Annotated in this window: 17 protein-coding genes; 9 read left to right on the top strand and 8 right to left on the bottom strand. The window is 63.8% G+C overall.

Features of this window, described 5'->3' with window-relative positions; genetic code table 11:
* Positions 1 to 93: 93 nt before the first annotated feature.
* The 5 genes from OKA04_RS06255 to OKA04_RS06235 form a co-directional block, all read right to left on the bottom strand.
* A complete protein-coding gene (locus OKA04_RS06255) occupies positions 94 to 4,869 on the bottom strand; it encodes a PAS domain S-box protein (protein WP_264500284.1) in 4,776 nt (1,591 codons plus the stop codon).
* A 279-nt stretch (positions 4,870 to 5,148) separates the two neighbouring features.
* Positions 5,149 to 8,505, bottom strand: a complete 3,357-nt coding sequence (locus tag OKA04_RS06250) for an AAA family ATPase (protein ID WP_264500283.1) — start codon at positions 8,503 to 8,505, stop codon at positions 5,149 to 5,151.
* 61 nt (positions 8,506 to 8,566) lie between these two features.
* A complete protein-coding gene (locus tag OKA04_RS06245) occupies positions 8,567 to 10,078 on the bottom strand; it encodes a hypothetical protein (protein ID WP_264500282.1) in 1,512 nt (503 codons plus the stop codon).
* A 144-nt stretch (positions 10,079 to 10,222) separates the two neighbouring features.
* The gene (locus OKA04_RS06240; protein WP_264500281.1) at positions 10,223 to 11,320 is read right to left on the bottom strand and encodes a sugar kinase; all 1,098 of its coding nucleotides are present in this window, start codon (positions 11,318 to 11,320) and stop codon (positions 10,223 to 10,225) included.
* A gap of 220 nt (positions 11,321 to 11,540) precedes the next feature.
* Entirely contained in the window at positions 11,541 to 12,518 is a 978-nt protein-coding gene (locus OKA04_RS06235) for a phosphoglycerate dehydrogenase (RefSeq protein ID WP_264500280.1), read from the bottom strand.
* A gap of 256 nt (positions 12,519 to 12,774) precedes the next feature.
* On the opposite strand from OKA04_RS06235, the gene OKA04_RS06230 reads away from it, so the two are divergent.
* The 4 genes from OKA04_RS06230 to OKA04_RS06215 all read left to right on the top strand — a co-directional run bounded on the left by OKA04_RS06230 (position 12,775) and on the right by OKA04_RS06215 (position 15,646).
* A complete protein-coding gene (locus OKA04_RS06230; RefSeq protein WP_264500279.1) occupies positions 12,775 to 13,644 on the top strand; it encodes a hypothetical protein in 870 nt (289 codons plus the stop codon).
* Positions 13,645 to 13,699: 55 nt separating this feature from the next.
* Positions 13,700 to 14,035, top strand: coding sequence for a hypothetical protein (locus OKA04_RS06225; RefSeq protein ID WP_264500278.1), 336 nt, complete (start codon positions 13,700 to 13,702; stop codon positions 14,033 to 14,035).
* Between the two features lie 83 nt (positions 14,036 to 14,118).
* Entirely contained in the window at positions 14,119 to 15,078 is a 960-nt protein-coding gene (locus OKA04_RS06220) for a hypothetical protein (RefSeq protein ID WP_264500277.1), read from the top strand.
* 4 nt (positions 15,079 to 15,082) lie between these two features.
* A complete protein-coding gene (locus tag OKA04_RS06215; RefSeq protein ID WP_264500276.1) occupies positions 15,083 to 15,646 on the top strand; it encodes a hypothetical protein in 564 nt (187 codons plus the stop codon).
* A 25-nt stretch (positions 15,647 to 15,671) separates the two neighbouring features.
* Here OKA04_RS06215 and OKA04_RS06210 read toward each other — a convergent pair whose 3' ends face one another.
* Complete coding sequence (locus tag OKA04_RS06210) at positions 15,672 to 16,172, bottom strand: hypothetical protein (protein ID WP_264500275.1); 501 nt, start codon at positions 16,170 to 16,172, stop codon at positions 15,672 to 15,674.
* 140 nt (positions 16,173 to 16,312) lie between these two features.
* Between OKA04_RS06210 and OKA04_RS06205 the strand changes: the two genes are divergently transcribed.
* From OKA04_RS06205 to OKA04_RS06190, 4 genes are all read left to right on the top strand, one after another.
* Positions 16,313 to 16,957, top strand: a complete 645-nt coding sequence (locus OKA04_RS06205) for a DUF4230 domain-containing protein (protein WP_264500274.1) — start codon at positions 16,313 to 16,315, stop codon at positions 16,955 to 16,957.
* 89 nt (positions 16,958 to 17,046) lie between these two features.
* A complete protein-coding gene (locus OKA04_RS06200; protein ID WP_264500273.1) occupies positions 17,047 to 17,838 on the top strand; it encodes a hypothetical protein in 792 nt (263 codons plus the stop codon).
* A gap of 51 nt (positions 17,839 to 17,889) precedes the next feature.
* The gene (locus OKA04_RS06195; RefSeq protein WP_264500272.1) at positions 17,890 to 19,098 is read left to right on the top strand and encodes an aminotransferase class V-fold PLP-dependent enzyme; all 1,209 of its coding nucleotides are present in this window, start codon (positions 17,890 to 17,892) and stop codon (positions 19,096 to 19,098) included.
* Between the two features lie 44 nt (positions 19,099 to 19,142).
* Positions 19,143 to 20,663: a lysyl oxidase family protein gene (locus OKA04_RS06190; RefSeq protein WP_264500271.1), complete on the top strand. Its 1,521-nt coding sequence runs from the start codon at positions 19,143 to 19,145 to the stop codon at positions 20,661 to 20,663.
* A 16-nt stretch (positions 20,664 to 20,679) separates the two neighbouring features.
* Here OKA04_RS06190 and OKA04_RS06185 read toward each other — a convergent pair whose 3' ends face one another.
* The gene (locus OKA04_RS06185) at positions 20,680 to 21,120 is read right to left on the bottom strand and encodes a 23S rRNA (pseudouridine(1915)-N(3))-methyltransferase RlmH (RefSeq protein ID WP_264500270.1); all 441 of its coding nucleotides are present in this window, start codon (positions 21,118 to 21,120) and stop codon (positions 20,680 to 20,682) included.
* 86 nt (positions 21,121 to 21,206) lie between these two features.
* Here OKA04_RS06185 and OKA04_RS06180 point away from each other — a divergent pair, with 86 nt between their 5' ends.
* Positions 21,207 to 21,518 (top strand): EF-hand domain-containing protein, encoded by a 312-nt coding sequence (locus tag OKA04_RS06180; protein ID WP_264500269.1) that lies wholly within the window; start codon positions 21,207 to 21,209, stop codon positions 21,516 to 21,518.
* Between the two features lie 138 nt (positions 21,519 to 21,656).
* On the opposite strand, the gene OKA04_RS06175 is transcribed toward OKA04_RS06180, so the two are convergent.
* Positions 21,657 to 23,237, bottom strand: a complete 1,581-nt coding sequence (locus OKA04_RS06175; RefSeq protein WP_264500268.1) for a glycine--tRNA ligase — start codon at positions 23,235 to 23,237, stop codon at positions 21,657 to 21,659.
* Positions 23,238 to 23,254: the final 17 nt, after the last annotated feature.

The raw sequence follows: 23,254 nt of genomic DNA, 5'->3' as shown, positions 1-23,254 counted from the left end.
GTCGGGTAAGTTGGGTGAGCTTTCGGAGATGTCCAGAGCCTGTATGACAAAGCGCCGGATGGGTAGTAATAGGTGAAGAAACGTTGCAAATCGCTACGCGTCGGAGACGACACGTTTTAGCACTTTTAGTAAAGTTTCAGCGCTGCAGGGCTTGGGAAGAAAATGTCGGACACAATCGCTGGCTTCGCGGGCGCGGGCGTCATGGGCGGTCACGCCGCTGGAGGCGATGATTTTGACCTCCGGATCGAGGGCTGCAAGCGCCCGGATGACCGATGCGCCGTCCATGCCGGGCATCATCATGTCCGTGATGACGGCGGAGATCTCCGCGCCGTGCTCGCGATACAAATCCACCGCCTCACTGCCACCGGCCGCGAGTAGGACCTGATAGCCGAAGGACTCCAGGGTGCGGCCGGTGATGCTGCGGACGAATTCCTCATCGTCCGCGATCAGGATGGTCTCGCCGTGGCCACGGGGCAGGGGGCTGTCGCTCTGGTCGAGCGCGGATTCCCCGGTGCCGGGCAGTCCGGGCAGGAAGACGTCGAAGCGAGCCCCGCGCCCGGGAGGGCTGGCGGCGCGGATGAAGCCACCATGGCTCTTGATGATGGCCAGCGACGTGGGCAGGCCGAGTCCGGTGCCCTTGCCGAATTCCTTGGTGGTGAAAAACGGCTCGAAGATCTTCTCCAGATGCTGTGTCGGGATACCGGAACCCGAGTCTTCCACGCTAATCCGGACGTAGGGGCCGGGCTTCACCCCCGGTTCGGAGGCCGCCCCCTTGGGGTCGAGATCCATATTCTCCGCACTGATGCAGATGGACCCGCCCCGCGGCATCGCGTCGCGGGCGTTCACGCAGAGATTGATCAGCACCTGGTGGAGCTGGGTGGGGTCGCCCTGAAGTGTCCACACATTGCGCGGCACGCGGATGTCGAGCGTGATGTCCTTCGGAAAGGTATCGCGGACGATGTTCTCCACATCGCTCACGAGGCGGCGCGCGTGGACTTCCAGTCGTCGGCCCTCCATCCCGCGGGCAAAGGACAGCACCTGCCGCACCATGTCCGCCCCGCGCCGTGCGCTTCCCGCCAGTGTGGCGAGCAGCTCCCGCCCGCGGTCCGAGGTCACCTCGGAATTCAGCAGCTCGATCGACATGCTGATCGGCGCGAGCACGTTGTTCAGGTCATGGGCGATGCCGCCGGCGAGCGTGCCGATGCTTTCCAGCCGCTGCGCGCGGAGGAACTGCTGCTGGAGCTGGCGGTGCTCGGTGATGTCCGTGTTGATCGTGAGGATATTCCGCGGTTTACCGTTCTCGTCGTAGAGCAGCGTCCAGCGGCCTTCCACGGTGAGTTGGCGACCATCCCGGGCGAAGTGCTGGAGTTCGCCCAGCCATTCACCAGTCTCGATGACGGTTTGGCAGGCAGCGCGGAAATCCTTCGTGTCCCGGTAGAGCAGCGTTTCCACCGAGCTCCCGATGACTTCTTCCGCGGTCCAGCCGTAGAGCCGCTCGGCGCTCTTGTTCCAGTAGCTGATGCGGTGGTCGAGGTTTCGCACCAGGATGGCATCGCGTGCCCGGTCGAGCAGCGATGCCTGATCGCGGATGCGGGCGTCGGCCATCTGCCGGTCGAGTTCCGCCGAGGCCCGCGCGGCGAAGATCTGTAGCGTCGATTGCACCAGCCCTGTCTCTTCCAGCGGCTTGTCAAAGATGACCACCATGATGCCCGCCACCGACCCATCGCGATGGAGCAGAGGGATGCCCGCATAGGCGTGGATGCCGTGGACGACCAGGAAATGGTCGTCGGGAAAGGTCTCTTGCACCCCGCGCTCGAAGATACACATCCGGCCCTCGCGGACATTCGCACACGGCGTCCCGAGGAGGCTGTAGGTGACGTTTTCCTCCCGCTTTCCACCCATCACCAGGGACAGGGTGGTGACGGATAGTTCTTCCGGGTTGAGCCGGGCGATGTGACCGCCATGGGCACCCAGCGCCTCGATCATGTTCGACGTCAGCAGGTCGAAGAACTCGGTGCCCGTGCCGGAGGAAACCGCTTGGGCCACCTTCAGAACCACGTCTTCCGTACGGCGCATCTCCTGACGGGAGCGCAGCGTGCTGATGCCGAATGCGAGGTCGTCCGCCAACTGGCGCAGCAGGGAGATCTCGTCGCTCGCCGCCTGCTGGATCTCCGAGGAATAGAGCGCGAGCAGGCCGAAGACCCGGTCCCCATCGCGCAGCGGCAGGCAGATGACGCTGCGGTAGCCGCGGGCGTGCGCCTCATCCAGCCAGTGGAAGAAAGCGCTCTCCATGGCGATGTCGCGGCATACCACGGTCTCGCCGGTACGGATGGTGCGCCCGGCCGGTCCCTTGCCGGTGGGGCAGTCCTCGCTCCAGGAGAGCCGGATGGTATCGAGGTAGCCCTCCTCCGCGCCGGCCCTCGCCATCGGCTCGATGGTCCGGTCCGCGTCGTCGCGCGCGTAGCCGACCCACGCCATGCGGTAGCCGCCGGTATTCACGGCGAGGCGGCAGATTTCCTCCAGCAGGTGCTGCTCGTCGGTCGCGCGGGTCACCGCCTCATTGCTGGCGCTCAGCATGTGGAGGGCACGGTTGAGGCGTGCCAGATCCTGCTCCCACTGCTTCCGCGAGGTCAGGTCGGTCATGCCGCCCACCATGCGGATCGCGCGACCGGTCTCGTCCCGGATCACGAATCCCCGGTCGAGCACGTAGGCATAGCTGCCGTCGGCACATTGGAAACGATACTCGTCCGACCAATGGTCCCCGCCCTGGGTGATGGTGTGGCGGAGGCCCGGGAGCACGCGCCGTGCATCCGCGGGATGAATGCGGTGATACCAGGACTCGGCGGACGGTTCGACCTCGCTGCGCTTGAAGCCGAACATCGTCTCGAAGCCCTCGTTCCACCAGATCTCGTTGGTCGAGAAATCCCAGTCCCACACCGCATCATTGGTCGCGCGCGCCACCACCTCGAAGCGCTTGCGCGTCTCCCGCACGGAGTCTTCCGCCCGCTGACGCTCGGAGCCCTCCAAGGTCAGCGACACGATATTCGCGACGGCGGCGGCGAAGGTCTTTTCATCACCGGTCCATGTCCGGGGCGGTCCCACATGCTCGCTGCTGAGGATGCCGTCAATGCCGCCCACCAGATGGATCGGGGCGCCGAGCACGGAGGTGATGCCCAGCGGATCAAGATAGCTTTCCGCGAAGTCACAAGTCCTCGGATCGCTCTGCGCCTGGTCCGCGGCGATCACGTCCGCCTCCTCCATCGCCTGGAAGTAGGCGGGGCAGGTCTCTGCCGTCAGCAGCATGCCGCTGATGTGTCGGTGGGCATCCTGGTCGTAGAGATCGACACAGTGAATGGCCGAGCGGTCGGCATTGTATCGCCAGATGCCGACCCTCGACACGCCCAGCGCCCGTGCATGGGTCTCGGTGATGCGTTGGAAAGCGCTCTCGTCGCTGTCGGCTGTCTCTGGCGAGAGGTCGGTCAGCGTGATCAGGGCATTGCGCTGGCGGACGTAGCGTTCCTCTGTGATTCGCGCTTCTTCCTCCGCCCGCTTTCGCTCGGTGGCGTCGCGCATCACTCCCACCTGATAGGCGGCGCGGCCATTGGCTCCGGCCACGGGCACGATGTCTACTTCCAGCCAGAGCTCGTCACCGTTCTTCTTGTAGTTGAGCAATTCCGCACGGACCGGTTCGCAGCGCTTCAGCGCCAGGCGGATGCGGTCGAGTTCGGAACGCGGGCTTTTCGGCCCCTGGAGAAACCGCGGCGACCGCCCGATCGCCTCCTCGCGGGAGTAGCCCGTGATGCGGGTGAAGGCGTCGTTGACGAAGAGGATGCGCGGCCCCGGCTCATCCACCTCGCCGGCATTCGTGATGATGACCAGATCGTTGATCCGGGCGACGCAGGCTTCCAGCAGCCGCAGTTGTTCGCGCGGCTGCCGCTGGGCGGTCACGTCGCGGAAATAGACCGCCAGCCCGCCATCCGCAGGGAGCACGCGGATCTCGAACCATTGGCCGAGCGGAGGGTGAAAGAACTCATCCAGCACGCCCGGCTTTCCGTGCTCCATCACACTGCGGTAGGTGTGCTCCACCGCGGTGCCGCAGACGCTCGGGAAGGTTTCCCAGATCACCCGGTCGAGAATCTCTCCGCGGCTCTTCCTCAGCATCGATTCCGCCGCCTGGTTCACATAGGTGAATCGCCAGTCGCGGTTCAGGGTAAAAAAGGCCTCCGGGATCGTTTCCAAGGTCCCGGTCAGGTCCATCCCGCCGCCGCCGACTCGGGGCGGGCGCGCGGTGGATTTCGAATGAGCGTTCTTCTCCGGTGCGCGGCCGCGTTCGATCACCAGCCCCACCAGCTTCGCGGCGGATTCCGCTTGGGCGAGATCCTCCGCCTGAGGCATGAGATGATCCCGGCGATGATAAGCCATGCTCCCCAGCCATGCGCCATCCGCCGAGATGACCGGCACAGACCAGCATGACTTCAGCCCGTGGCTGATCGCCTGTTCGCGAGCGACGGGCCAGGTAGTGGTGGGGTTGGCTTCACTCAGCACCGGTTCGCCACAGGCCAGCCAATTGCCCAGCGAATCGACCCCGTCTTTGACCGGCAAACGCCGTACCGCGCTGATGAAATCTGCGGGAAGCCGTAGTGCCGCCGCCAAGGTCAGGTGGGTGCCTTCATCATTCGCCAGGAAGATGGAGCAAAGGGTTCCCTCGTCCGACATCTCCTCGATCCAGCGCGAGATGTGCTCCAGCACGCTTTCCACCGGCAAGCCGGAGAGGATCAGTTTCAGCGCTTCCGCTTGACCGGCCCAAAACGCCTCCAGCCAAGGACGCGGTGTGCGCTTTGGAAGCTGCTCGATCGGAAGTTGGCTCATGATTCACGGGACGCTCTCTGGGGGAAGTTCCCGCCGGGTTTCCCCGGGCATTTTCATGAATGTCGATCTGTCCGTGGCCGCCGGTCTTTTTTGCGCGAACCGGCGAATCACTTGGGATCGGGGCGGGAATGCCACGCTCGCCGACAAGTTGCAAGGCCTCCACTGAAATGTGTGGAACTAAAGGAAGTAAACACGTCCTAAATTCTCCCGGAGGGCTCAGAATGCACTTCCGGAAGCGCGGGATCGGCTCACCCGTTCGGGGTTTCCAACGGCCCCATTTCAGGAGTCGATCAGGTCGAAATGGCCAGCCAGCACGAGATCCAGACGTCCGGTGCGGAAGCCCCGTCGGCGGTCGCGCACGAGCGGGGTCGGGCGCTCCTGATAACGGCGAACGACTTCCGTGCTTCGGGCCGCTTCAAGCGCATGTGCCGCCAGCGTCGCGATGGGCGCGGAAAGCATGGAGGCCGGTTCAGGCGGCTGCGCGGTGGTGGTGATTTCCACGCGCGCAGTTTCTCCGAGCCCGCCTTCTTCCCCGACATGCAGGCCGCACTCGGCCTCCAGGATGCGGAGCGCTGCAAAGCCCTCGATGCTCCATGCCCGGCTCCATCCGGCCAGCTTCAGCGTCTCCACCTGCATGCCGCGAGCCTCGGCCCACTGGTCGATCATCCCGGCCAGCACCTTGGCAAATGCGAGCGACTTCGGGCTGTCGTCCACGGGGCGCAGGGCGACCCACGCGGCGGAGGGCTTGCCTTCGGTCGCATCCGGCCATGCCTGCTCCAGCAGGTGGATGCGCAGCGCCATCTTGGAAATCAGCGCGCGCAGCGGGACGGGGGCGGGCAGGTTTGACGATACCCGCTGCAGGGTCTTCCTCGCCGCGGCCACGGCGGACTCGATGCGGTCGATGTACTCGGCCTCGCCCAGGACGGCGAAGCGCCCGGCGCTCGTCCAGAAGCCATCCGCCGACATCGCCTCGAAGATCGCGGCGCGACGCTCGTGAAAGGCATCCAGCTCGATCAGGCTGGCGAGGTCGGTGAGGCGGAGCATCAGGGACTGGATCTCCTCGCGATTGCCAGCCGGACTGAGGACCAGCCTCCGTGGCGAAAGGGGCGGCAGCTCTTCCTCCGTGACCGGTATTTCCTCGGCAGGGCTGTCCGACGCGAGGTCCCAGCGCAGCCGGCCGTCCTTTTCATAGATGAAGACGAGGTCTTCGCCTCCCGCGAACTCTCCGCGCACGATGGCCTCCGCAAGCGGGCCCAGCAGGTGCCGGTCGATCGCCCGGTGCAGCGGTCTCGCGCCGAGGGTGGGGGAGAAGCCCTGCTCCAGCAGGAACTCGGTCGCGCTGGTATCGAAGTCGATCACCCACGGGCGCAGGCGCAGGCCGCGACGCGAGGTGGCGCGTTTGAGCTGTGCGGACAGGATCGCTCGCATCGTCTCCCGAGACAGCGGACGGAAGCACAGCACGCGGTCGATGCGGTTGACGAATTCCGGGCGGAAAGCCTGCGCGACCGCTTTCTCGATCTCATCCGGGCGGAAATCGTCGTTCGCTCCCGCGCCGAAGCCGAGCGGCACGCCTTGCGCGACCTTGGCACCGAGATTCGACGTGAGGATGATGATGGCGTGGCGGAAGTCGGCGGTATTGCCCGCCGAGTCGGTCAGCCGCCCGTCATCGAAGACCTGGAGGAAGAGGTCCCATGCGGAGATGTCCGCCTTTTCGAATTCATCGAGCAGTACCACCGAGAACGGCTGCTGGCGGATCTGGCTGGCGAGCGAATTCTGCGGGCCGGTGAGCCGCTGGTGATTGCCGCTCTGGAGCTCGCTCATGTCGATCCGCAGCATGCGGTCCGGCGCTCCGAAGAGATACTGCGCCAGCGTCTTCGCCAGCTCCGTCTTGCCCGTGCCGGTGGGGCCCGCGAAGAGGAAGACACCTTGTGGTCGCGTTGGGTCGGTGAGGCCCGCCTTCATCATCGCGAGGCGCGAGACGAGAGTATCCACCGCCTCGGGCTGACCCATCACGCCGCGCGAGAAAAGCTCGCGGACCTTTTCGAGGTCGAGCGGACGCGCGTCATCGAGCATCTCGATCGGCATGCCAGTGGTCGCGGCAATGCTCTCCAACAGAAGCTCGCGATCCAGCACGCGGACTCCACCGCCGGTCTCGGCTGCTTGATGCAGCGCCGCTTTCAGCAGCAGGAAAAGACGGCCGGGCAATGCGGGGCCGGGGAAAAACTGGGCCGCGAGCTGGGATGCTTCCTGGAGTTGGATGCGATCCGTCTTCAGCGTGGTTCCGCGCTGGCCGGTGTGCTTGGCCACCCACTCGGCGGCGAGGTCGAGCGACTCCTTTTCGCCCGGTGGCTGGAGGCGGACGAGCGACATCGCGGTCGGCAGGCGCGGGGCCTCTCCCGCCAGCTTGTCGAGCACGCCGGGGCGGATCTCGCTCAGCACGCGGATCTTCCCTGCGAGCAGTCGAGGCAGCACCAGATCGAAGACGCCGGTCTCGCTGTTCCGGGTGCGGCCCGCGGGGATGAGCTCGCCCATCGACGGCACCAGCCAGACGAATTTCTCACTCTCCAGAATGCGCAGCATGCCGCGGACGCGCTTCTCCAGATCCCCGAGATAGCACTGGCCGGAGACGAGGTCCGGGCCGGATGCCTCGAAGACGGTGAAGCCTGCTTCCTGCAAGCGACGCGCCGCGAGCCGGAGCAACGCGGACTTTCCGCTGCCCTTCTCGCCGACCAGCAGCGGGCAGCGAATGGCAGCGCCGTCCTCGCCCAGCAGCATTTCCGCGAGGCGCGTGGCGTTCTTCTCAAGCTCCGGTGTAGCGACCAGCGGGCTGCCATCGTCGAAGGTATCGCCCACGGGATCGAGCACGCGTGCGAAGTCCGCGAGGAAGCCACGCGATGCCGAGTTGTCCGAGGTGGTATGGTTCATCTCGTCCCGTAGCGGATTCACGAGATCGTCGGCGATGCGTCGGAAGATATCTTCGAGGTTGCTCTTGTCGCTGCCGTCGAGCTTCGGCATTGGCGAGCCAAAGGACGGGCTCTCCCCGGCATCGCGGCGCAGTGTGAGGAAGCCGCCGAAGTGACCGGCTTCCTCCGCGTCATCCCATTTCCAGAGGTTCGCGCGGAGCACCTTCATCGCCACCGGCACCACCGGGCCGCGTGCAGTGTGATGGAGCAGTGCGAAGGCATGCTCGCGATCCGTGCCGTCCTCGGTATCGATGCGGCCGGTGATCACCTGCTCGAAGGCGGCGTGCTCGCGATCGTCCTTGTCCGCCAGGATCTCCAGCGCGAGCACGGCGACGAGGCTGCTGCCGCGTCGTGCGTAGCCGAGCAGGTCCGCCTCCGGTATGTCCCGGGCCGTGGCTTCCTCAATGGCCTCGCGCAGGGTCTCCGATGCGCGGAATGAATCGAGGGTAGGGGACTTGTTCCAGGCGTCGTCGAGGTCCGAGGCGAGATCGTGGAAGCTCTTCACTTCCTTCTCGGTCTCCTCGGCGGGGGCTTCCGGCTTCTCCTCCGGCGCTGGAGCGGGAGGCTCCGGCTTCGCGGGAGATGGCATGCTGGCACGACCTGCACGCCATGCGAGGACGGCGGCAGCAAACACGGCGGCCAGGCTGACCGTAACGGTGAGAAACAAATCCATGAGGGGGCCGCGGACTCTAGCAGCACTCCCGGCCCGCGCCGCAAGCCGTGAATGCCTGCCGTCAATAGGCGACGGCGGGGCGCGTGACCTTCACTCGGAAGAATCGCCTCGAAGGCGCTGCGGGGATGGTCTCGTTGTACATCACCGTGAACGTCTTCACCTGATCCGGGAATGTCCCGGTGGAGCTGTGCTCTACGAAGAAGAGCGGGCTACCCGAGCCGAGCGTGGTCCAGTTGATCGCGTTCGTGGAAGTCTGCACGCTGTAGATCAGGTTCTTCGTGCTCTGGATGCCACCCGTGCCATTCACGAATGCGGACCCGATGGTGGGGATGCGGAACTTGAACTTGTTCTCCGAGAGCGGTAGCCCGGGTGCGGCAGGGCCGGGTGGCAGGACGTCGATGCCTGCTTTCGTCGAGTTGAAGGCGAAGTCGAGCAGGTCCGCGCGGCCATTGCCGTCCGAATCGAAATTCTCGTCCGGGTAGGCGATGAAGCCCTGCGAGCTATTGTTGCGGTAGAGCAGGTAGGGAGTGTCGCTGGGATCGAAGTGAAGCCCGCGCACTTCGGCGGAGCCGGTCGTGCCCGTCACCGGGTGGAGGACATCGAATACCTTCTGCGGATCGGTCGATGGCTTCAGGTAGTGGATCTTCTTGCCGAGGCCATCGAGCCACACCACCCGCTGTTTGTTGTCCGGGCCGGGCTTGCAGATGATGCTCGTGGGCAGTGCGAGGCCGATCGTCTGGATGGGATCGGGGTCATTCACCTGCCTCATGTTCCAGGCACTCTGCTGGCCATTGGAGAGGAAGTAATACACCCGGTCAGCACCGCCGAGGCGGTTGCCTGCGATCGGCTCGGCGATGTTGTTGCCGAGGTTCGCGGGATTGGAGAAGCGGGGGAGAGTCCCGGTGATGCTGATGCTCAGACGGAGCAGGGAGACCACGGTGCCTGTCTTCATCGAGGCGTAGACGGTCGCCGATGTCGGCGAGGACGGCAGGATCACCGTGTTTCTGATGAAGGGGCTCGTCGTCGTGCTCAGGTCCAGGTTCGTCTTGATCCAGCTACCGGATGTCGTGCGGCGTGCGTAGCGGATGGTCTCAGTCGAGGTTCCCGACCTGCCAATGTAGATCACGTGGAGGTTTCCATCCGGATCCAAGGCGGCGCTGAGTCCGGTGGACGTGACCGGCACCGTGCTGTCGATGAGCTCGGAAGCCGTGGCGGCTCCGGAGGCATTGAGGAAGGTCATTCGCAGCGCGTTGTTGTGCGCGGCGATGAGGAACATGCCGTTCAGGAAAGGCACGGAGATGCCTTGCTTGTTCAAGCTCGGCGTTGCTGTGGCTGGCTCGGCCGTCCAGACCGGCGGGCCGCCGGTGAGGAGGCGGCGGTTCACGTTGTTCCCCGTGCCGGTGGCCTTCACCAGCACCCGCGGGGTCTTCGCGATGTCGGGGAAGAAGTACCAGTTGTTGTCGCCGGCCGAAGCGACGGGCAACTGCGAGACCCGCCAGTCGTCCAGATCCGCATGGGCAACTGCCGAGAAAAGGACCGGGAGGACCAGTAAACGGAAAAATGGCGAACTCACGCGGCACGGCCTCGCAGGAAGACCGCCCGCGTGCAAGACCGCAGACCGGAATTTGCTAACTGTCACGCAACTGCTAAGGTTGTGCGTGACGCGGGCTGGTGCCGATCGCGTGCAGGCTTGCGGCAGGATGCCGCGGCCACGGGCTCAGCGGTCCACTCGCGCGGAGCCGCCGCCGACGAGCTTCTTCACTTCATCCACGGTGGCCATGGTGGTGTCGCCGGGGGTGGTCATGGCGAGGGCACCGTGGGCGGCACCATACTCGACCGCCAGCTTGGCGTCATTGAACTCCATGAAGCCGTAGGCGAGGCCGGAGGCGAAGGAGTCGCCGCCGCCGACGCGGTCGTAAATCTCGAGCTTCGGACGGTGCGTAGCCTCGTGGAATTCGCCTGCGTGCCAGCAGACAGCGCCCCAGTCGTTGATGGTGGCGCTGTGGACGTCGCGCAGCGTGGTGGCGACCACCTGGAAGTTCGGGAAATCCTTCACCGCCCGCTCGATCATGTTCTTGAAGTTGTCCACCTCGATGCCGGTGATGTGCTCGCTCACGCCTTCCACCTCGAAGCCGAGGGAGGCCGTGAAGTCTTCCTCGTTGCCGATCATCACATCGACATACTTGGCGATCTCGCGGTTCACTTCCTGCGCCTTCGCCTGGCCGCCGATCGACTTCCAGAGGGAGGGGCGGTAGTTGAGGTCATAGGCGACGATGGTGCCGTATTCCTTCGCCTTCTTGCAGGCCTCGATGGTGAGTTCGGCGGTGGTTTCGGAGAGCGCGGCGAAGATGCCACCGGTGTGGAACCAGCGGGCTCCGTGCTTGCCGAAAACGTCGTCCCAATCGACATCGCCCGGCTTCATCTGGCTGGCGGCGGTGATGCCGCGGTCCGGAGTGCCCTTTGCTCCGCGGATGCCAAAGCCACGCTCGGTGAAATTCAGGCCGTTGCGGATGGTGCGGCCGATGCCGTCGAAGGGCTTCCACTGGACGAAGCGGGTATCCACGCCGCCCTGCAGGATGAAGTCCTCGATCAGGCGGCCCACATCGTTCTCCGCGAAGGCGGTGACCACCGCGGCACGCTTGCCGAAGCAGCGGCGCAGACCGCGGGCGACATTGTATTCGCCGCCGCCTTCCCAAGCGGTGAACTGGCGCGTGGTGCGGACCCGGCCGTCGCCGGGATCGAGGCGGAGCATGATTTCACCCAGCGAGATGATATCGAACTGGCAGGAGGCAGCGGTGCGAAGGGTCAGGGACATGGCTTTGAAAGGGATGGATGGGATTTTTGGAAAGCGATGCTTGGTACGTCTGCGTTAATCGGGCTGTCAGATTTCAACCGCAGATGAACGGGATAGACGCAGATGAGTAGCCGGATTTGAGGCAGGCAGATGGATGGAGCTGGAAGAAGCAGATCAGGATGGCCTTCAGGATGACGTGGGCATTCTCATCCCATCCATCCTATCCATCCCGGTCCGGAAATCATTCAACGGAAGGAATCACGCCGTTCGCGCAAGCGATCGGGCCGGTGCCGGAGAGGAAGTTCAGCAGGTTGTCGAGCGCCATGCCGGCTTGGCGTGGCACGCTTTCGAAGGTGCGCGAGCCGATGTGCGAGGTGACGATCGCCTTCGGGTGCGAAAGCAGCGGGTGATCGGCTGGCGGGGGCTCCACCTCCATCACGTCGGTGCCGTAGCCGGCGAGTCGTCCGGAATCGAGGGCCTCGATGATCGCATCGGAGTCGGCGAGTTCGCCGCGGCCGGTGTTCACGATGTAGGAGCCTTCCTTCATGAGGGCTAGGCGCTCGCGGTTGATCAGGTGGTGGGTGTCCTTCGTCAGCTTCGTGTGCGGGCTGATGATGTCCACGGCGGCGAAAAGCGACTCCACGGTATCGTGGCGGATCACGCCGTATTGGGCAGCGATATCTTCCGGCCAGAAATTCCCGAAGCCATGGATCTCCATGTCGAAGCCGTGGGCGCGGCGGGCCACTTCCTGGCCGATGCGGCCCATGCCGATGAGGCCGATGCGCTTGCGCCACAACTCGTGGCCGGTCAGGCGCAGCCAGTTGCCCTGGCGGGTGGCATTCACGGTCTCCACGAGGTGCTTCTGCATGGCGAGCAGCAGACAAAAGGTGTGCTCGGCCACGGTCGTGTGATTCACACCGGGAGTGAAAAGCACGGGGATGCCGAGCTCCTTCGTCGCGGCGATGTCGATCTTGTCGAGGCCGATGCCGTATTTCGAGATCACGCGCAGGCGCGGCAGGCTCTTGTCGATCACCGCGCGGGTGATGGCATCGTCACCGCAGAGGAAGGCGTCGAATTCACCGGCCAGCTCCAGCATCCGGGCCTCGCTCAGCGGGCCCCGCTCGCGGACGATTTCGAAGCCTTGGCCCTCCAGTTGGGCATGATGGGGTCCGGGAGTATCCTGGAAGCTGCAGGTGGTCAGAAGTACACGGGTCGGCATGGCGGTCGTGGAGGGTTCTGGCTGGCTTCAATCTGTCATACAAGTCGGAATTCAGGCATCGCTGCGAAAGGAATCCCGCCGTTTTGAAGAGCCGCCATGTGAAAATCGCGTGAAGTGGTCACCAACGCTTGGCAGGTGCTATATCAGGTGAAAGATTCCGCCTTGTAGATCGTTCCTCCATTCGCTCAACTTTTCCCAGATGACGGCGCTAACTCCTCCCCGCCTGATGATCGCTGCTGCAGCGGTCTCATTGTTCATGCCCTCCTGCCGGGAATCCCGTCAGGCGCAGGCAAATTCCGAATGGTGGGGGCTCGAGACGAAGCGTATCGAACTCGTTCATCAGGTGAAGGTTCTCGAGATGCGTCTTGAGAAGCTGGAGACAGCTCGTCTTGAAGAAAAGGAACTGACGGACCTGCACGCACAGACCGAGAAGCATCGCGCCGATCTTCTGGTGATCGCCGATCAATTGCGTCAGGATCTGGCGGATCAGGAAGACAGCATGGCCGAGCTGAGAAGCGAGTGGGTGAAGAAGACCCGCTTGGCTGCTGTGGGGCGCACGCTCGATTCGCTCGCCGGGTCCAATGGCAAGATTTTCAACGAGGTGGTCATCACGCGGGTGACGGACGTGGGTGTGGAATTCCGCCACTCCACCGGCACTGCCCGCCTGTCCGCCGATCAACTGAGCCCGACCAACCGGGACGCGTTTGCCCTGGACACCGCGGTGGCTCGGGAGGCGATCCAGGAAGAATCCGAGATCGCTTCTGCCTACGATGCCTGGGTGGAGCAGGGAGTGGCAGCCAGTGAAAAGCGCGAGGCTGCCCGCCAGGAAGTGCTGCTGGCCGAGCGCCAGGAGCAGCGTCAGATCGCCGCCTCGAATGCCGCCGCTGCGGCCAGCCGGTCGAGCGCGCGGAATTCCGGTTCCACATCGGCATTGCGCGAAGAGGCCAGACCCTTCAGCAATGGCCGCTCCATCTGGTATCCCTACTACCGCGGCTACCGGAGCTACCGCACCCGCTACTACTACGTGCCCACACGGACCTACTGCGCGCCAGCGCCCTACCGTGCGCCAGCGACGCCTTCATTCCGGTCGGTTTCGCGGAATTGGACTTACACCCCGCAGCGCTGACCGGCGCTCCCGGACGAGCCAGTGATCGCTGTCATCACCCCCCCTTTACCTCCTCATGAAATCGAGATTGTTTCAGATGTCCCGCCCGCTCGTCGTGCTTGGATGTGCATTGTTTTTGGGCTCCTGCGGCGAAGATCCGGAATTGGTCCGCAAGCGTGACGAGCAGCGCGCGGAAATCACCAAGCTGGATGGCGAGCTTTCCCTGCTCCGCGAGCGTCTCGGCAACTTGCCACCGGACCAGACCAAGGACCTTGAAAAGCTGAAAGCGGAGTCCGCGGCCAATGTGGAGGAAATCGCCCGCCTTGAAGCGGAGGTCGAGGGGCTTGAGGATGAGAAGGCGAAGCTTGAAAAGGACTTCGCCGCCTACCAGCGCAAGTACGCCGTCCGCTGAATCCAAAGGAGATATCTCCCATGTCATTTTCAGATCTACTTTCCAGCAGTCGAGGTCCCGGCGTGATCGGGACCTTCATTGCGTTGATCGTCCTAGGCGGTTTCGCGTTGCTCTATTTCCTCGTGTTCGACGAGAGCATGCAGGGTGGCAAGCCCCTCATCTCCTCGGTGATCCGCGAGCAGGAATCGATCATCACCAGCCGCAAGGGCGAGATCGAGTCCTTCCGGAAGAAGGAAGAAGATGCAGGCACCCGTGCTGACATCGCCCGCGAGGTGAAGACCGCAGAGCGGAAGGTCGAGAACGAGGGAAGTATCAAGACCGAGCTCGCCCAGAAGATCGAGGCGACGAAGGCCGAACTCGTGGCCATCGACGAGAAGTGGGAAGCCTACAAGGATCAGTACCGCGCGCAGGTCTGGCCGGAAGCCCAAGGCAAGGAACTCAAGGAATTCAAGACCGTCTCCGGCAGGGTCTATGAAGATGTGAAGGTGCTCGGAGTCGATCACACCGGCATGCGCCTCATGGCTCACTCCGGCCCCGTCACCGTGCCTGCCGAGGAGCTTCCGGATGACCTCCGGGATCTCTATCAGCTCAGCGACGAGAAGAAGAAGGCCATCCTCCTCGCGGCGAGCCAAGGCACCGCGGTGCACGAGGACAATGTCGAGGTCGCCAAGCTGCAACAGCGCATCGGCGAACTGAACACCGCGATCCGCGAAAAGAGCGATGCGAGGAAAGGTGCGGAGGACCGTCTGAAGATGGCTGTCGATGCCGGCCCGCGGTTCCAGATCGAGATCTCCAATCAGGAAGGAAAGATCAACGCCGAGAGGAGAAAGGCTGTCAGCCGTGCTCCCCAGATGGAGCAGCAGCTCAAGCAGATGAGGAAGAAGGCGGAGGATACCCGCAATTCCATCCCCAAGCTGCAGGCCGATATCCGCAAGTTTGACGAGGACATCGCGAAACTGAATGCCGAGGTGAAAACCGCGACCCAAGACATTCAAAAGGTCCGCGACGCCGCGAAAGAAAAGGCCGCTCCGGCCAATCCCTGACAGGATGTCATTCTTCACTTCTGAATCAGGCACCCCGGTTCTCATCGGGGGCCTCTTTGCCCTCATCGCTGTCGGGGTCGGCGGCGGTGCCCTGCTTCAGGGGCGCTTCAAGGCGACCAGCAGTCGCGCCGAGGTCTCGAAGGACGTGGCCATGGAAGAAAAGGCCAAGGAGAGCACCCTGAACCAAATCGCGATTCTCCGCCAAGACTGGGAAAAGGGCCAAGGCCTCATTGCCACCCACAACGAGTGGAAGCAGGTTGGCGAGTCCCTGCGAAAGGCCAGGCCGAAGGCGGAGGCACTCGCGAGACAGCGGCAGGGTCTGGCAGACGATGTCGTCCGCCTCCGCGCCGAGTTTGAGGACTACCGGGGCAGGTATTGCCGACAGATCCGCGGGGCGGCCGCTGGCGAAAAGCTCGCCGAGCTATCGACCCGCCAGGGGAAGATCTTCCGAGATGTCACGATCCGCCGCGTCACCGAGGCCGGGCTGGAGATCACCCATGCCGACGGACTGGCCAGCCTCGCGGCTAGCGAGCTGGCGGACTCGTGGCGGGAACGGTTCCAGTGGTGACCCCGTTCCCGCTTGATCGGGGTCGTCAGGCGAGCACCAGACGCGAGTCGCTCGCGAGCTTGGCAGTCAGCGTGTCCCAGCCACCGGCGCGCTGGAGATTGAAAACGTAGAGGTAAAGCGTCACGAGCTTCGGGTCGTGGGCAGCCACGAGGGTGTCCACGGCTCCGTCGAGCTTGGCCGCGTCGAGTTCGGCAGGGAGGTCACCGGTCACGGAGCCCTTGCCGTCATGCTCGATGCCCATGGCGTCGCAGAATTGGGCCAGCAGATCCTGGTTTCCGGCCATGAACCATGCCTGGAGCAGGTGCTCGCCGATGGTGTCGGACTGCTTGCTGCGCAGGGTCTTCAGGATCCAGGCATACTGCTCGGGCAGCGGCTTCTTCTGGACGAAGACGAGGCGGAGTTTCTTGCTCTGGGCGAGCGTGGCCACAGCGGACTTGTAGATGTTCCGGTCGTGTTCGCGGAACCAGTCGAGCATCTGGGTGGCGAGGGCGGGATCGGCGGCGGTGAAGAGTTCGTATGCTTTCACGATGGGAAAATCGGCTGGCACGGACTCCATGCGATGCCGCTGGAAATGCCAAACACGGATTTGCGCAAAATCCTCATTCCAAGAGCAGTAAGAATCCCCACTTGCCCGGGCGCGGGCCGCGCGCCCTAGTGTCATCAATCATGTCTGCCCATCATCCCGAACTCTGGAAAACGCTGCGCTGGATCGCCTTGCTGGCGACCGTGGTCGTCCTCGCGTGGTTCGGCATCCGGACCTTCGAGCGAGGGGTAGGGGGCACCGTGTCGGGACTGGAGAAGGTACTCGGTGCGATCACGAATTCCGACACCCGGGTGGTCGAGGGCAGGGCCGAGATCGTCTCGCAGTCCGAGATCACCGAGCTCGCGCTGGTGGAGCTGAAGATGAGCGCCACCCGCAGCTTTGAGAACGAGACCTTCATCCTGAAGTATTTCTCCGGTGGGAAGAAGCGCCTCATCGTGCGCGGCGAGTATCGAGTGACTGCCGGCTACAAGCTGCAGCCCGGTGTTTCGCTCAGGATGGACGGGAATACGCCAGTGGCCCAGTTCCCCGCGCCGCAGATCCTCTCGGTGGAGCTGATCGACTTCCAGCCGCTGAATGAAGAGAGCGGCTGGTGGAACAGCATCACGCCCGACGACCGTGCGCAGCTCCTCCGCGACCTGCGCCTCCAGATGCGCTCCGAGGCGCAACGGAGCGGGGTGCTGGAGATTGTGGAGAGCACGATGCGCACGCGGCTGAAGGATCTGCTGGGCACCGGTGATGTGAAGGTCGAGCGGGCGGAGAAGAAGTAGCTCCCCGCTGGACCGGAGGGGTGGGGGTAGCCCTCCGGAAACCCGCTTGGGCCTTGTCAGTCCGTGGCTGCGCGGCTTTGCTTCGCCCCGTGCGATGGCTTGATAAGATTGAACGGCGCTTTGACTGGCTTCATTTTCCGGGGCTGTTCAAGTATCTGACGTTTCTCGGCGTCATCGCTTACGCGTGCCAATGGACGCGCCCGGACTTCGCCGCGATGCTGGATTTCGACCGCGCGAAGATTCTTTCCGGTGAGGTGTGGCGGGTGTTCACGTTCCTTTTCGCTCCGATGGGCATGCAGAGGTTCACACCCATTGGCGTGCTGTTCCTGTTCTTCGCGGTCCGGATTTCCTTCCTGATCAGCGATTCGTTGGAGGAAGCCTGGGGTTCCACCAGGCTGACCTTGTATATCCTGACTGCATGGGTCGGGCTGGCGGTCTCCCAGTTCATCTTTGATCCCGGTTTGTTGGCGAGCGGGAGCATGCTCTACATCTCGCTCTTCCTCGCGTTCGCGACCTTGTTTCCCCGGGTGGAGTTCGCGCTCTTTTTCCTGATTCCGGTCCAGGTGCGGATACTTGGTTGGATCACCGGCATCCTGATGCTCCTCAATGTCTTCAGGGATCCTTCCAACCTTGCCATCACCGTGCCGACCCTGCTGCCGTACCTCCTCTGGGTGCTTCCGGACGTCATCCATGGCCGCAAGTCGCTCGTGAAGGCCGCCGAGCGCCGCCGGAAATTCCAAGTGGCGAGCCGCGTGGATTCGCAGGCATTCCACCGCTGTGAGACCTGCGGTCGCACTGAGCGGGATTCAGGCGATCTGGAATTCTACACGCTCCCGGACGGGAAGGAATACTGCAGCGAGCACCTGCCGCCGCAGCCCTGAGTTTGTTTTTTCCCGTGCAATTGGCCCGGGCCTCGTTTCCCTTGCCCGCACATGGCTCTCGACTCCCTCACGATCCGCGCTGAGTTCCCGATCCTCGCCCAGGAGGTGAATGGCCGCCCGCTGGTCTATCTGGACAATGCGGCCACCTCCCAGAAGCCGCGCGCGGTGCTGGAGGCCTCGCGCCGCTACTACGAGGAGATCAATGCCAATATCCATCGCGGCACCCACCATCTGGCCCGCGCCGCGACCTCCGCGCACGAGGCGGCCCGCGAGACCGTGGCCCGCCACCTGAATGCCGCCGAGGCTGCCGAGGTGATCTTCACCGCAGGCACGACGGACGGGATCAATCTGGTCGCCTCCATCCTGACGCTGTCGCCCGGCGACGAGGTGTTGATTTCCACCCTTGAGCACCACTCGAATATCGTCCCATGGCAGATGCTCTGCGAGCGCAGCGGCGCGACGCTGAAGGTGATCCCGTGCCATGACGACGGCACGCTCGACCAAGAGTCCTTTCGCGGGTTGCTCACCGAGCGGACGAAGATGACGGCTTTCAACTGGATCTCGAATGCCTTTGGCACGGTGAATCCGGTCCTCGAGATGATCGCGGCCGCGAAGGCTGCGGGATCGCTGGTGCTGATCGATGCCGCCCAGTCCACGCCGCATCTGGCAATGGACGTGCAGGCGCTCGGAGCCGACTTCGTCGCGATTTCCGGTCACAAGGTCTATGCTCCCACCGGCATCGGCGTGCTGTGGGGGAAGCGCGAGGTGCTGGATGCCCTGCCGCCGTGGCGCGGTGGTGGCGAGATGATCAAGGAAGTCACCTTCGCGAAGACGACCTACAATGACCTGCCGTTCAAATACGAGGCCGGTACGCCGAATATCGAGGGCGCGATCTCTCTGGCAGCGGCGCTAGACTTCGTCCACGGCATCGGGTTCGACGCCATCGCGGAGCACGAGGGCAAGCTGATCCGTGCCGCTGCGGACGGGCTGTCGAGCCTGCCCGGCGCGAAGCTCTACGGCCCTGACGATCGGGCGGGCGCGCTTTCCTTCGCGCTCGAGGGCGTGCATCACTACGACCTCGGCACGCTGATCGACCAGATGGGCGTGGCGGTCCGCACCGGGCATCATTGCTGCCAGCCGCTGATGGCGCGCTTTGGCATCACCGGCACCACCCGGGCGTCCTTTGCAATTTACAACACGCTGGAGGAAGTGGACGCGCTGGTGAAGGCGGTGGATCGCGCCAGCAGCATGTTACGCTGAAGTTAGGCTTTGCCTTTGGCGGGGGAGCGTTGAAGCTCCGCGGCATGAAACCCGTGCTACCCCTCTTGGTCGGACTTCTCTGCTCGCTGCCGGTGCTTGCCCACGAGGAGGTGACTCCGTTCCCAAAGGTGGTGCAGGGCGGCGTGCCCATGGCGGGCCTGACGACGACCGATCCCCACGGGCTGACGGTCTATCGTCTGGTCGTTCCGGAAGGCACCACCCGCCTGACCGTCACGACGAATGGCGGCACGGGAAATCTGCAGCTCTTCGTGCGCAGGGCGGTCCATCCGGGCTACAATGGTGCGGGTGCGCCCTACAGCTCGCGTTTTCCCGGCACGCGCCAGCGGCTCGTCGTGGAGGCCCCGGAGCCGGGTATCTGGTACATCGGAACCCAGGGGGCAAACGGCGGCTACAATGGAGTGAGGATCCTCGCGGCGCTGAAGCAGGAGAAGGGTGCCGCGCCCGCGGTCACGATGAATCCTCCGCCTGGCATCTACACGGGCAGTGCGACTTTCACCCTGAAGGCGAAAGGTTCCACCGTCCGCTACACCACGGATGGCAGCGAGCCCGATGCCACGTCTCCCGTGGTGCCCGCCAGCCTGACGCTCACCGCCGACACCACGGTGAAGGCCCGCGCATTCACATCGAAGGGTGCCGTGGGCCCGGTGACGGAGGGCTTCTATCAAGTTCATCCCGCCGGTGATGTCCGCGATCTGGACAGCCTCGGCACCGTGCACCACCTCGCCAGTGCGAAGGGTGGCAGGCATATCTTCCGCATCTCCGTCCCCGCGAATCAGAAGCTCGTGGTGGTCGCCGAAGGCGGGAAGGGGAAATCGACCGTGTCCGTCGGCCACGGCACCATTCCTCCGGTGGGCAAGCCCGCAAAGGGCGACACGTCCTTCGTCCGCAGCAATAACCGCGTGGTGATCCCGGAGACGACCGCGGGTGATTACTACATCGCCGTGGACGCAGCCTCCATCTACTCCGGCCGCACGGTGATGGCCTACGTCGCGGGTGATGGCGCTGATCTCATGCCGTGGGGTATCGTGCTGCAGCCCTATGTCAGCACGGAGACCTTTGACCCCGTATCCTGCGAGGTGCAGGAGGGGATGATCGACGCCGGCGAGCGCCGCCTGCTGCGCTACACCACCGAGATCCGGAACGTGGGCGGACAGGACATGGTGATGCCGGATCCGGAGGGAAATCCCTTCTTCGAATTCCAGGAGTGCCACAATCATTACCACTTCAAGGGCTTCGCCTCCTCCCGCTTGCTGGACATGGAAGGGAATGAGCTGCGCGTCGGTCGCAAGGTGAGCTTTTGCCTGCTCGACACGAACCGCTGGGACCGCGGCGCGAATGTCCGGAAGAAATTCACCTGCAGCAGCCAGGGCATCCAGGCGGGCTGGGGCGATGTTTATGACAGCGGCCTGCCCGGCCAGTGGATCGAGATCGATACGCTCCCCGCGGGCACCTACCAGCTCGAGGTGACGGTGAATCCGGACCACATCCTGCCGGAGACGAACTACGACAACAACCGGGTCGTCATTCCCGTGACGATCAACTGATCCGGAGGCCCGGCCTTCACCGGTGATACGGCTCGCCGCGCCGCAAGGTCGCGACGCGGTAGAGCTGCTCCAGCAGGACGACGAGTGCCAGCTCGTGCTGCATCGTCAGGCGCGAGAGCGACCAGACGGCGTCGCAGGTGCGGCGCAGTTCTTCCGTATGGCCATCGGATGCTCCGATGAGGAAGCTGACTGCCTTGATCTCGCCGCGCAGTTCCAGCGAGGCGAATTTATCCGCCCATGCCTGCGTGGCCAGCACCTCGCCGCGCTCGTCCATGGCGATGCGGAAGTTCCCCGCGGACCGCTCTAACAACGTCGCGGAGACTGTCGTCGAATCGCCCGCCTTCAGATACTCCAGCTCGTAGCTGCCGTATCGGCCCAGGCGCTTGAGATACTCGTCCACCCCGCTCTTGGCATAGGCCAGGGCGGGCTTTCCGGCAGCGAGGATGCGGACGCGCATGGCGGCAGGATTCCCTTGTCATGCTGACCCGGTCAACCTGCTTTCCCGCTTGTCCCCGCGCGGGCTTTGGGAAAGAACATCGGGTAATGAAACGCCTCGTCCTCCTGCCGTTCCTGTTCTCCGCCTGTGCGACCATCGATGAGCACACCGAGGCTGCCCACGGTCGCAAGATGATGTCGCTGCTGGAGAAATTCGACCGCTTCGACTACAACGGCGACGGAGTCCTGACGCGGAAGGAGATCGAGCAGGGGATCACCGAGGCAGGAGCGGGCACCACCAAGCCCGATCCCGAGGAGCTGGATGCCATGATGAAGCACTACGACACGAACAAGGACGGCAAGATCACCCGCTGGGAAGCTGAGCGCGTGATCGACCTGCCGGTGCCGGACGTTCATTGAGTGGGGGCCATCTGAGGAGGGTGGACGTTCCGTCCACCCGTGTCGACGGAACGCCGACACTCCTCACGGACCGACGAAAAAAGGGCGCGGAAAACCGCGCCCTTTCTGGTGTCTGTAAACTTGTCTCTGGCTTCTCTCTCAGCGCACGCGCTCGAGCAGCCAGGTCAGCAGGGAATCGACCGGCAGGCGCTCCTGCTCCATCGAGTCGCGGTGACGGATGGTGACGGTGTTCTTCAGTTCCTCGCCGTTTTCGCCGAGGGTGTCGAAGTCGACGGTGATGCAGAAGGGCGTGCCGCACTCGTCCTGGCGACGATAGCGCTTACCGACGGATCCGCCGTCGTCGTAGAAGACGGTCATCCACGGCTGAAGCTTCTTCTGGATCTCCTTGCAGATGCGGACCTGCTCCTCGTTCTTCTTCAGAAGCGGGAAGATGCCGACCTTCACGGGAGCCATGCGCGGGACGAAGCGGAGGACCTCACGGGAGTCGTCCTTGCCCTTTTCATCGGTGAGCTTCTCGAAGTCGTAGGCCTCGCAGATCAGTGCGAGGACGGTGCGGTCGCAACCGGCCGACGGCTCGACGACGTGAGGAAGAAAGCGCTCCTTCGTTTCCTCGTCGAAGTATTCGAGAGGTTTGCCGGAGCCCTTCTGGTGCACGCCGAGGTCGTAGTCGGTGCGGTAGGCCACGCCTTCCAGCTCCTGCACGCCGAAGGGGAACTCGTACTCGATGTCGTAGGTTTTCTGAGAGTAGAAGGCTCGCTCGCCATCGGGGATGTCGAGGATGTGCAGCTTCTCGCGTGGGATGCCGATCTCGGCGTAGAAGTTCAGGCGGGCTTCCAGCCACTCGTCGGTGAGGCGCAGGCCATCTTCAGGGCGGCAGAAGTACTCGATCTCCATTTGCTCGAACTCGCGGCTACGGAAAGTGTAGTTGCGCGGGTTGATCTCGTTGCGGAAGGACTTGCCGATCTGAGCGATGCCGAAGGGCAGCTTGATGCGGTTCGAATCCAGCACGTTCTTGTATTGCACGAAGATCGACTGCGCGGTCTCCGGGCGAAGGTAGGCGTCCGACGATGGATCGTTGTCGTCTGCGGACGCACCCATCTTCGTCTTGAACATGAGGTTGAACTCACGCGGATCGGTGAGAAGGCTGCCATTGTCCGGATTGAAGGACGTGGTGCCGGTGACTTCCTCGCGGCGGTCTTCGATGAGCTCGAGTTCCTTCGGGGAGATCTTCTTGTCCGGCATCAGCTCGCCGTAGAACTTGCGGGCGGTCTTGTGCGACTCGATCGGGTCCTTGCCCGGGGCCACGAGAACCGCGAAGACGCGCTCGACGCTCCAGCCGGTGGCTTCGTGCTTCGCGCCCTTGAAATACACGGCAGTGCCATCCTGCGCTGGCACCTGGTCGGCGCGGAGGCGGGCCTTGGAAAGAAGGCAGTCGCACATCGGGTCGCTGAAGCTGTCGAGGTGGCCGGAGGACTTCAGGACCTGCGGCATGGTCAGGATCGCGCCGTCCATGCCGAGCACGTCATCGCGCTCCTGGACGGTCTTGCGCCACCAGTAGTCCTTCAGGTTTCGCTTCAGCTCGGCACCGAGCGGACCGTAGTCCCAGCATCCATTGAGACCGCCGTAGAGCTCGCCTGCTTGGAAAATGAAGCCGCGGCGTTTGCAAAGGGAGACGATTTTCTCCATGCGGGCGGGGTCGGTGCTGTCCTTGTTGGCCATGGTCTTATGCGGGTTGG

The organism is Luteolibacter flavescens (assembly GCF_025950085.1).
GTDB lineage: Bacteria > Verrucomicrobiota > Verrucomicrobiia > Verrucomicrobiales > Akkermansiaceae > Haloferula > Haloferula flavescens.
This window is presented reverse-complemented; position numbering and strand designations above follow the sequence as displayed.

Bases quoted from the DNA above. Each gene is read 5' to 3' on its own strand.
- OKA04_RS06255 (WP_264500284.1), bottom strand. From the start codon at position 4,869: ATGAGCCAACTTCCGATCGAGCAGCTTCCAAAGCGCACACCGCGTCCT.
- OKA04_RS06250 (WP_264500283.1), bottom strand. From the start codon at position 8,505: ATGGATTTGTTTCTCACCGTTACGGTCAGCCTGGCCGCCGTGTTTGCT.
- OKA04_RS06240 (WP_264500281.1), bottom strand. From the start codon at position 11,320: ATGTCCCTGACCCTTCGCACCGCTGCCTCCTGCCAGTTCGATATCATC.
- OKA04_RS06235 (WP_264500280.1), bottom strand. From the start codon at position 12,518: ATGCCGACCCGTGTACTTCTGACCACCTGCAGCTTCCAGGATACTCCC.
- OKA04_RS06230 (WP_264500279.1), top strand. From the start codon at position 12,775: ATGCCCTCCTGCCGGGAATCCCGTCAGGCGCAGGCAAATTCCGAATGG.
- OKA04_RS06225 (WP_264500278.1), top strand. From the start codon at position 13,700: ATGAAATCGAGATTGTTTCAGATGTCCCGCCCGCTCGTCGTGCTTGGA.
- OKA04_RS06215 (WP_264500276.1), top strand. From the start codon at position 15,083: ATGTCATTCTTCACTTCTGAATCAGGCACCCCGGTTCTCATCGGGGGC.
- OKA04_RS06205 (WP_264500274.1), top strand. From the start codon at position 16,313: ATGTCTGCCCATCATCCCGAACTCTGGAAAACGCTGCGCTGGATCGCC.
- OKA04_RS06195 (WP_264500272.1), top strand. From the start codon at position 17,890: ATGGCTCTCGACTCCCTCACGATCCGCGCTGAGTTCCCGATCCTCGCC.
- OKA04_RS06190 (WP_264500271.1), top strand. From the start codon at position 19,143: ATGAAACCCGTGCTACCCCTCTTGGTCGGACTTCTCTGCTCGCTGCCG.
- OKA04_RS06185 (WP_264500270.1), bottom strand. From the start codon at position 21,120: ATGCGCGTCCGCATCCTCGCTGCCGGAAAGCCCGCCCTGGCCTATGCC.
- OKA04_RS06180 (WP_264500269.1), top strand. From the start codon at position 21,207: ATGAAACGCCTCGTCCTCCTGCCGTTCCTGTTCTCCGCCTGTGCGACC.
- OKA04_RS06175 (WP_264500268.1), bottom strand. From the start codon at position 23,237: ATGGCCAACAAGGACAGCACCGACCCCGCCCGCATGGAGAAAATCGTC.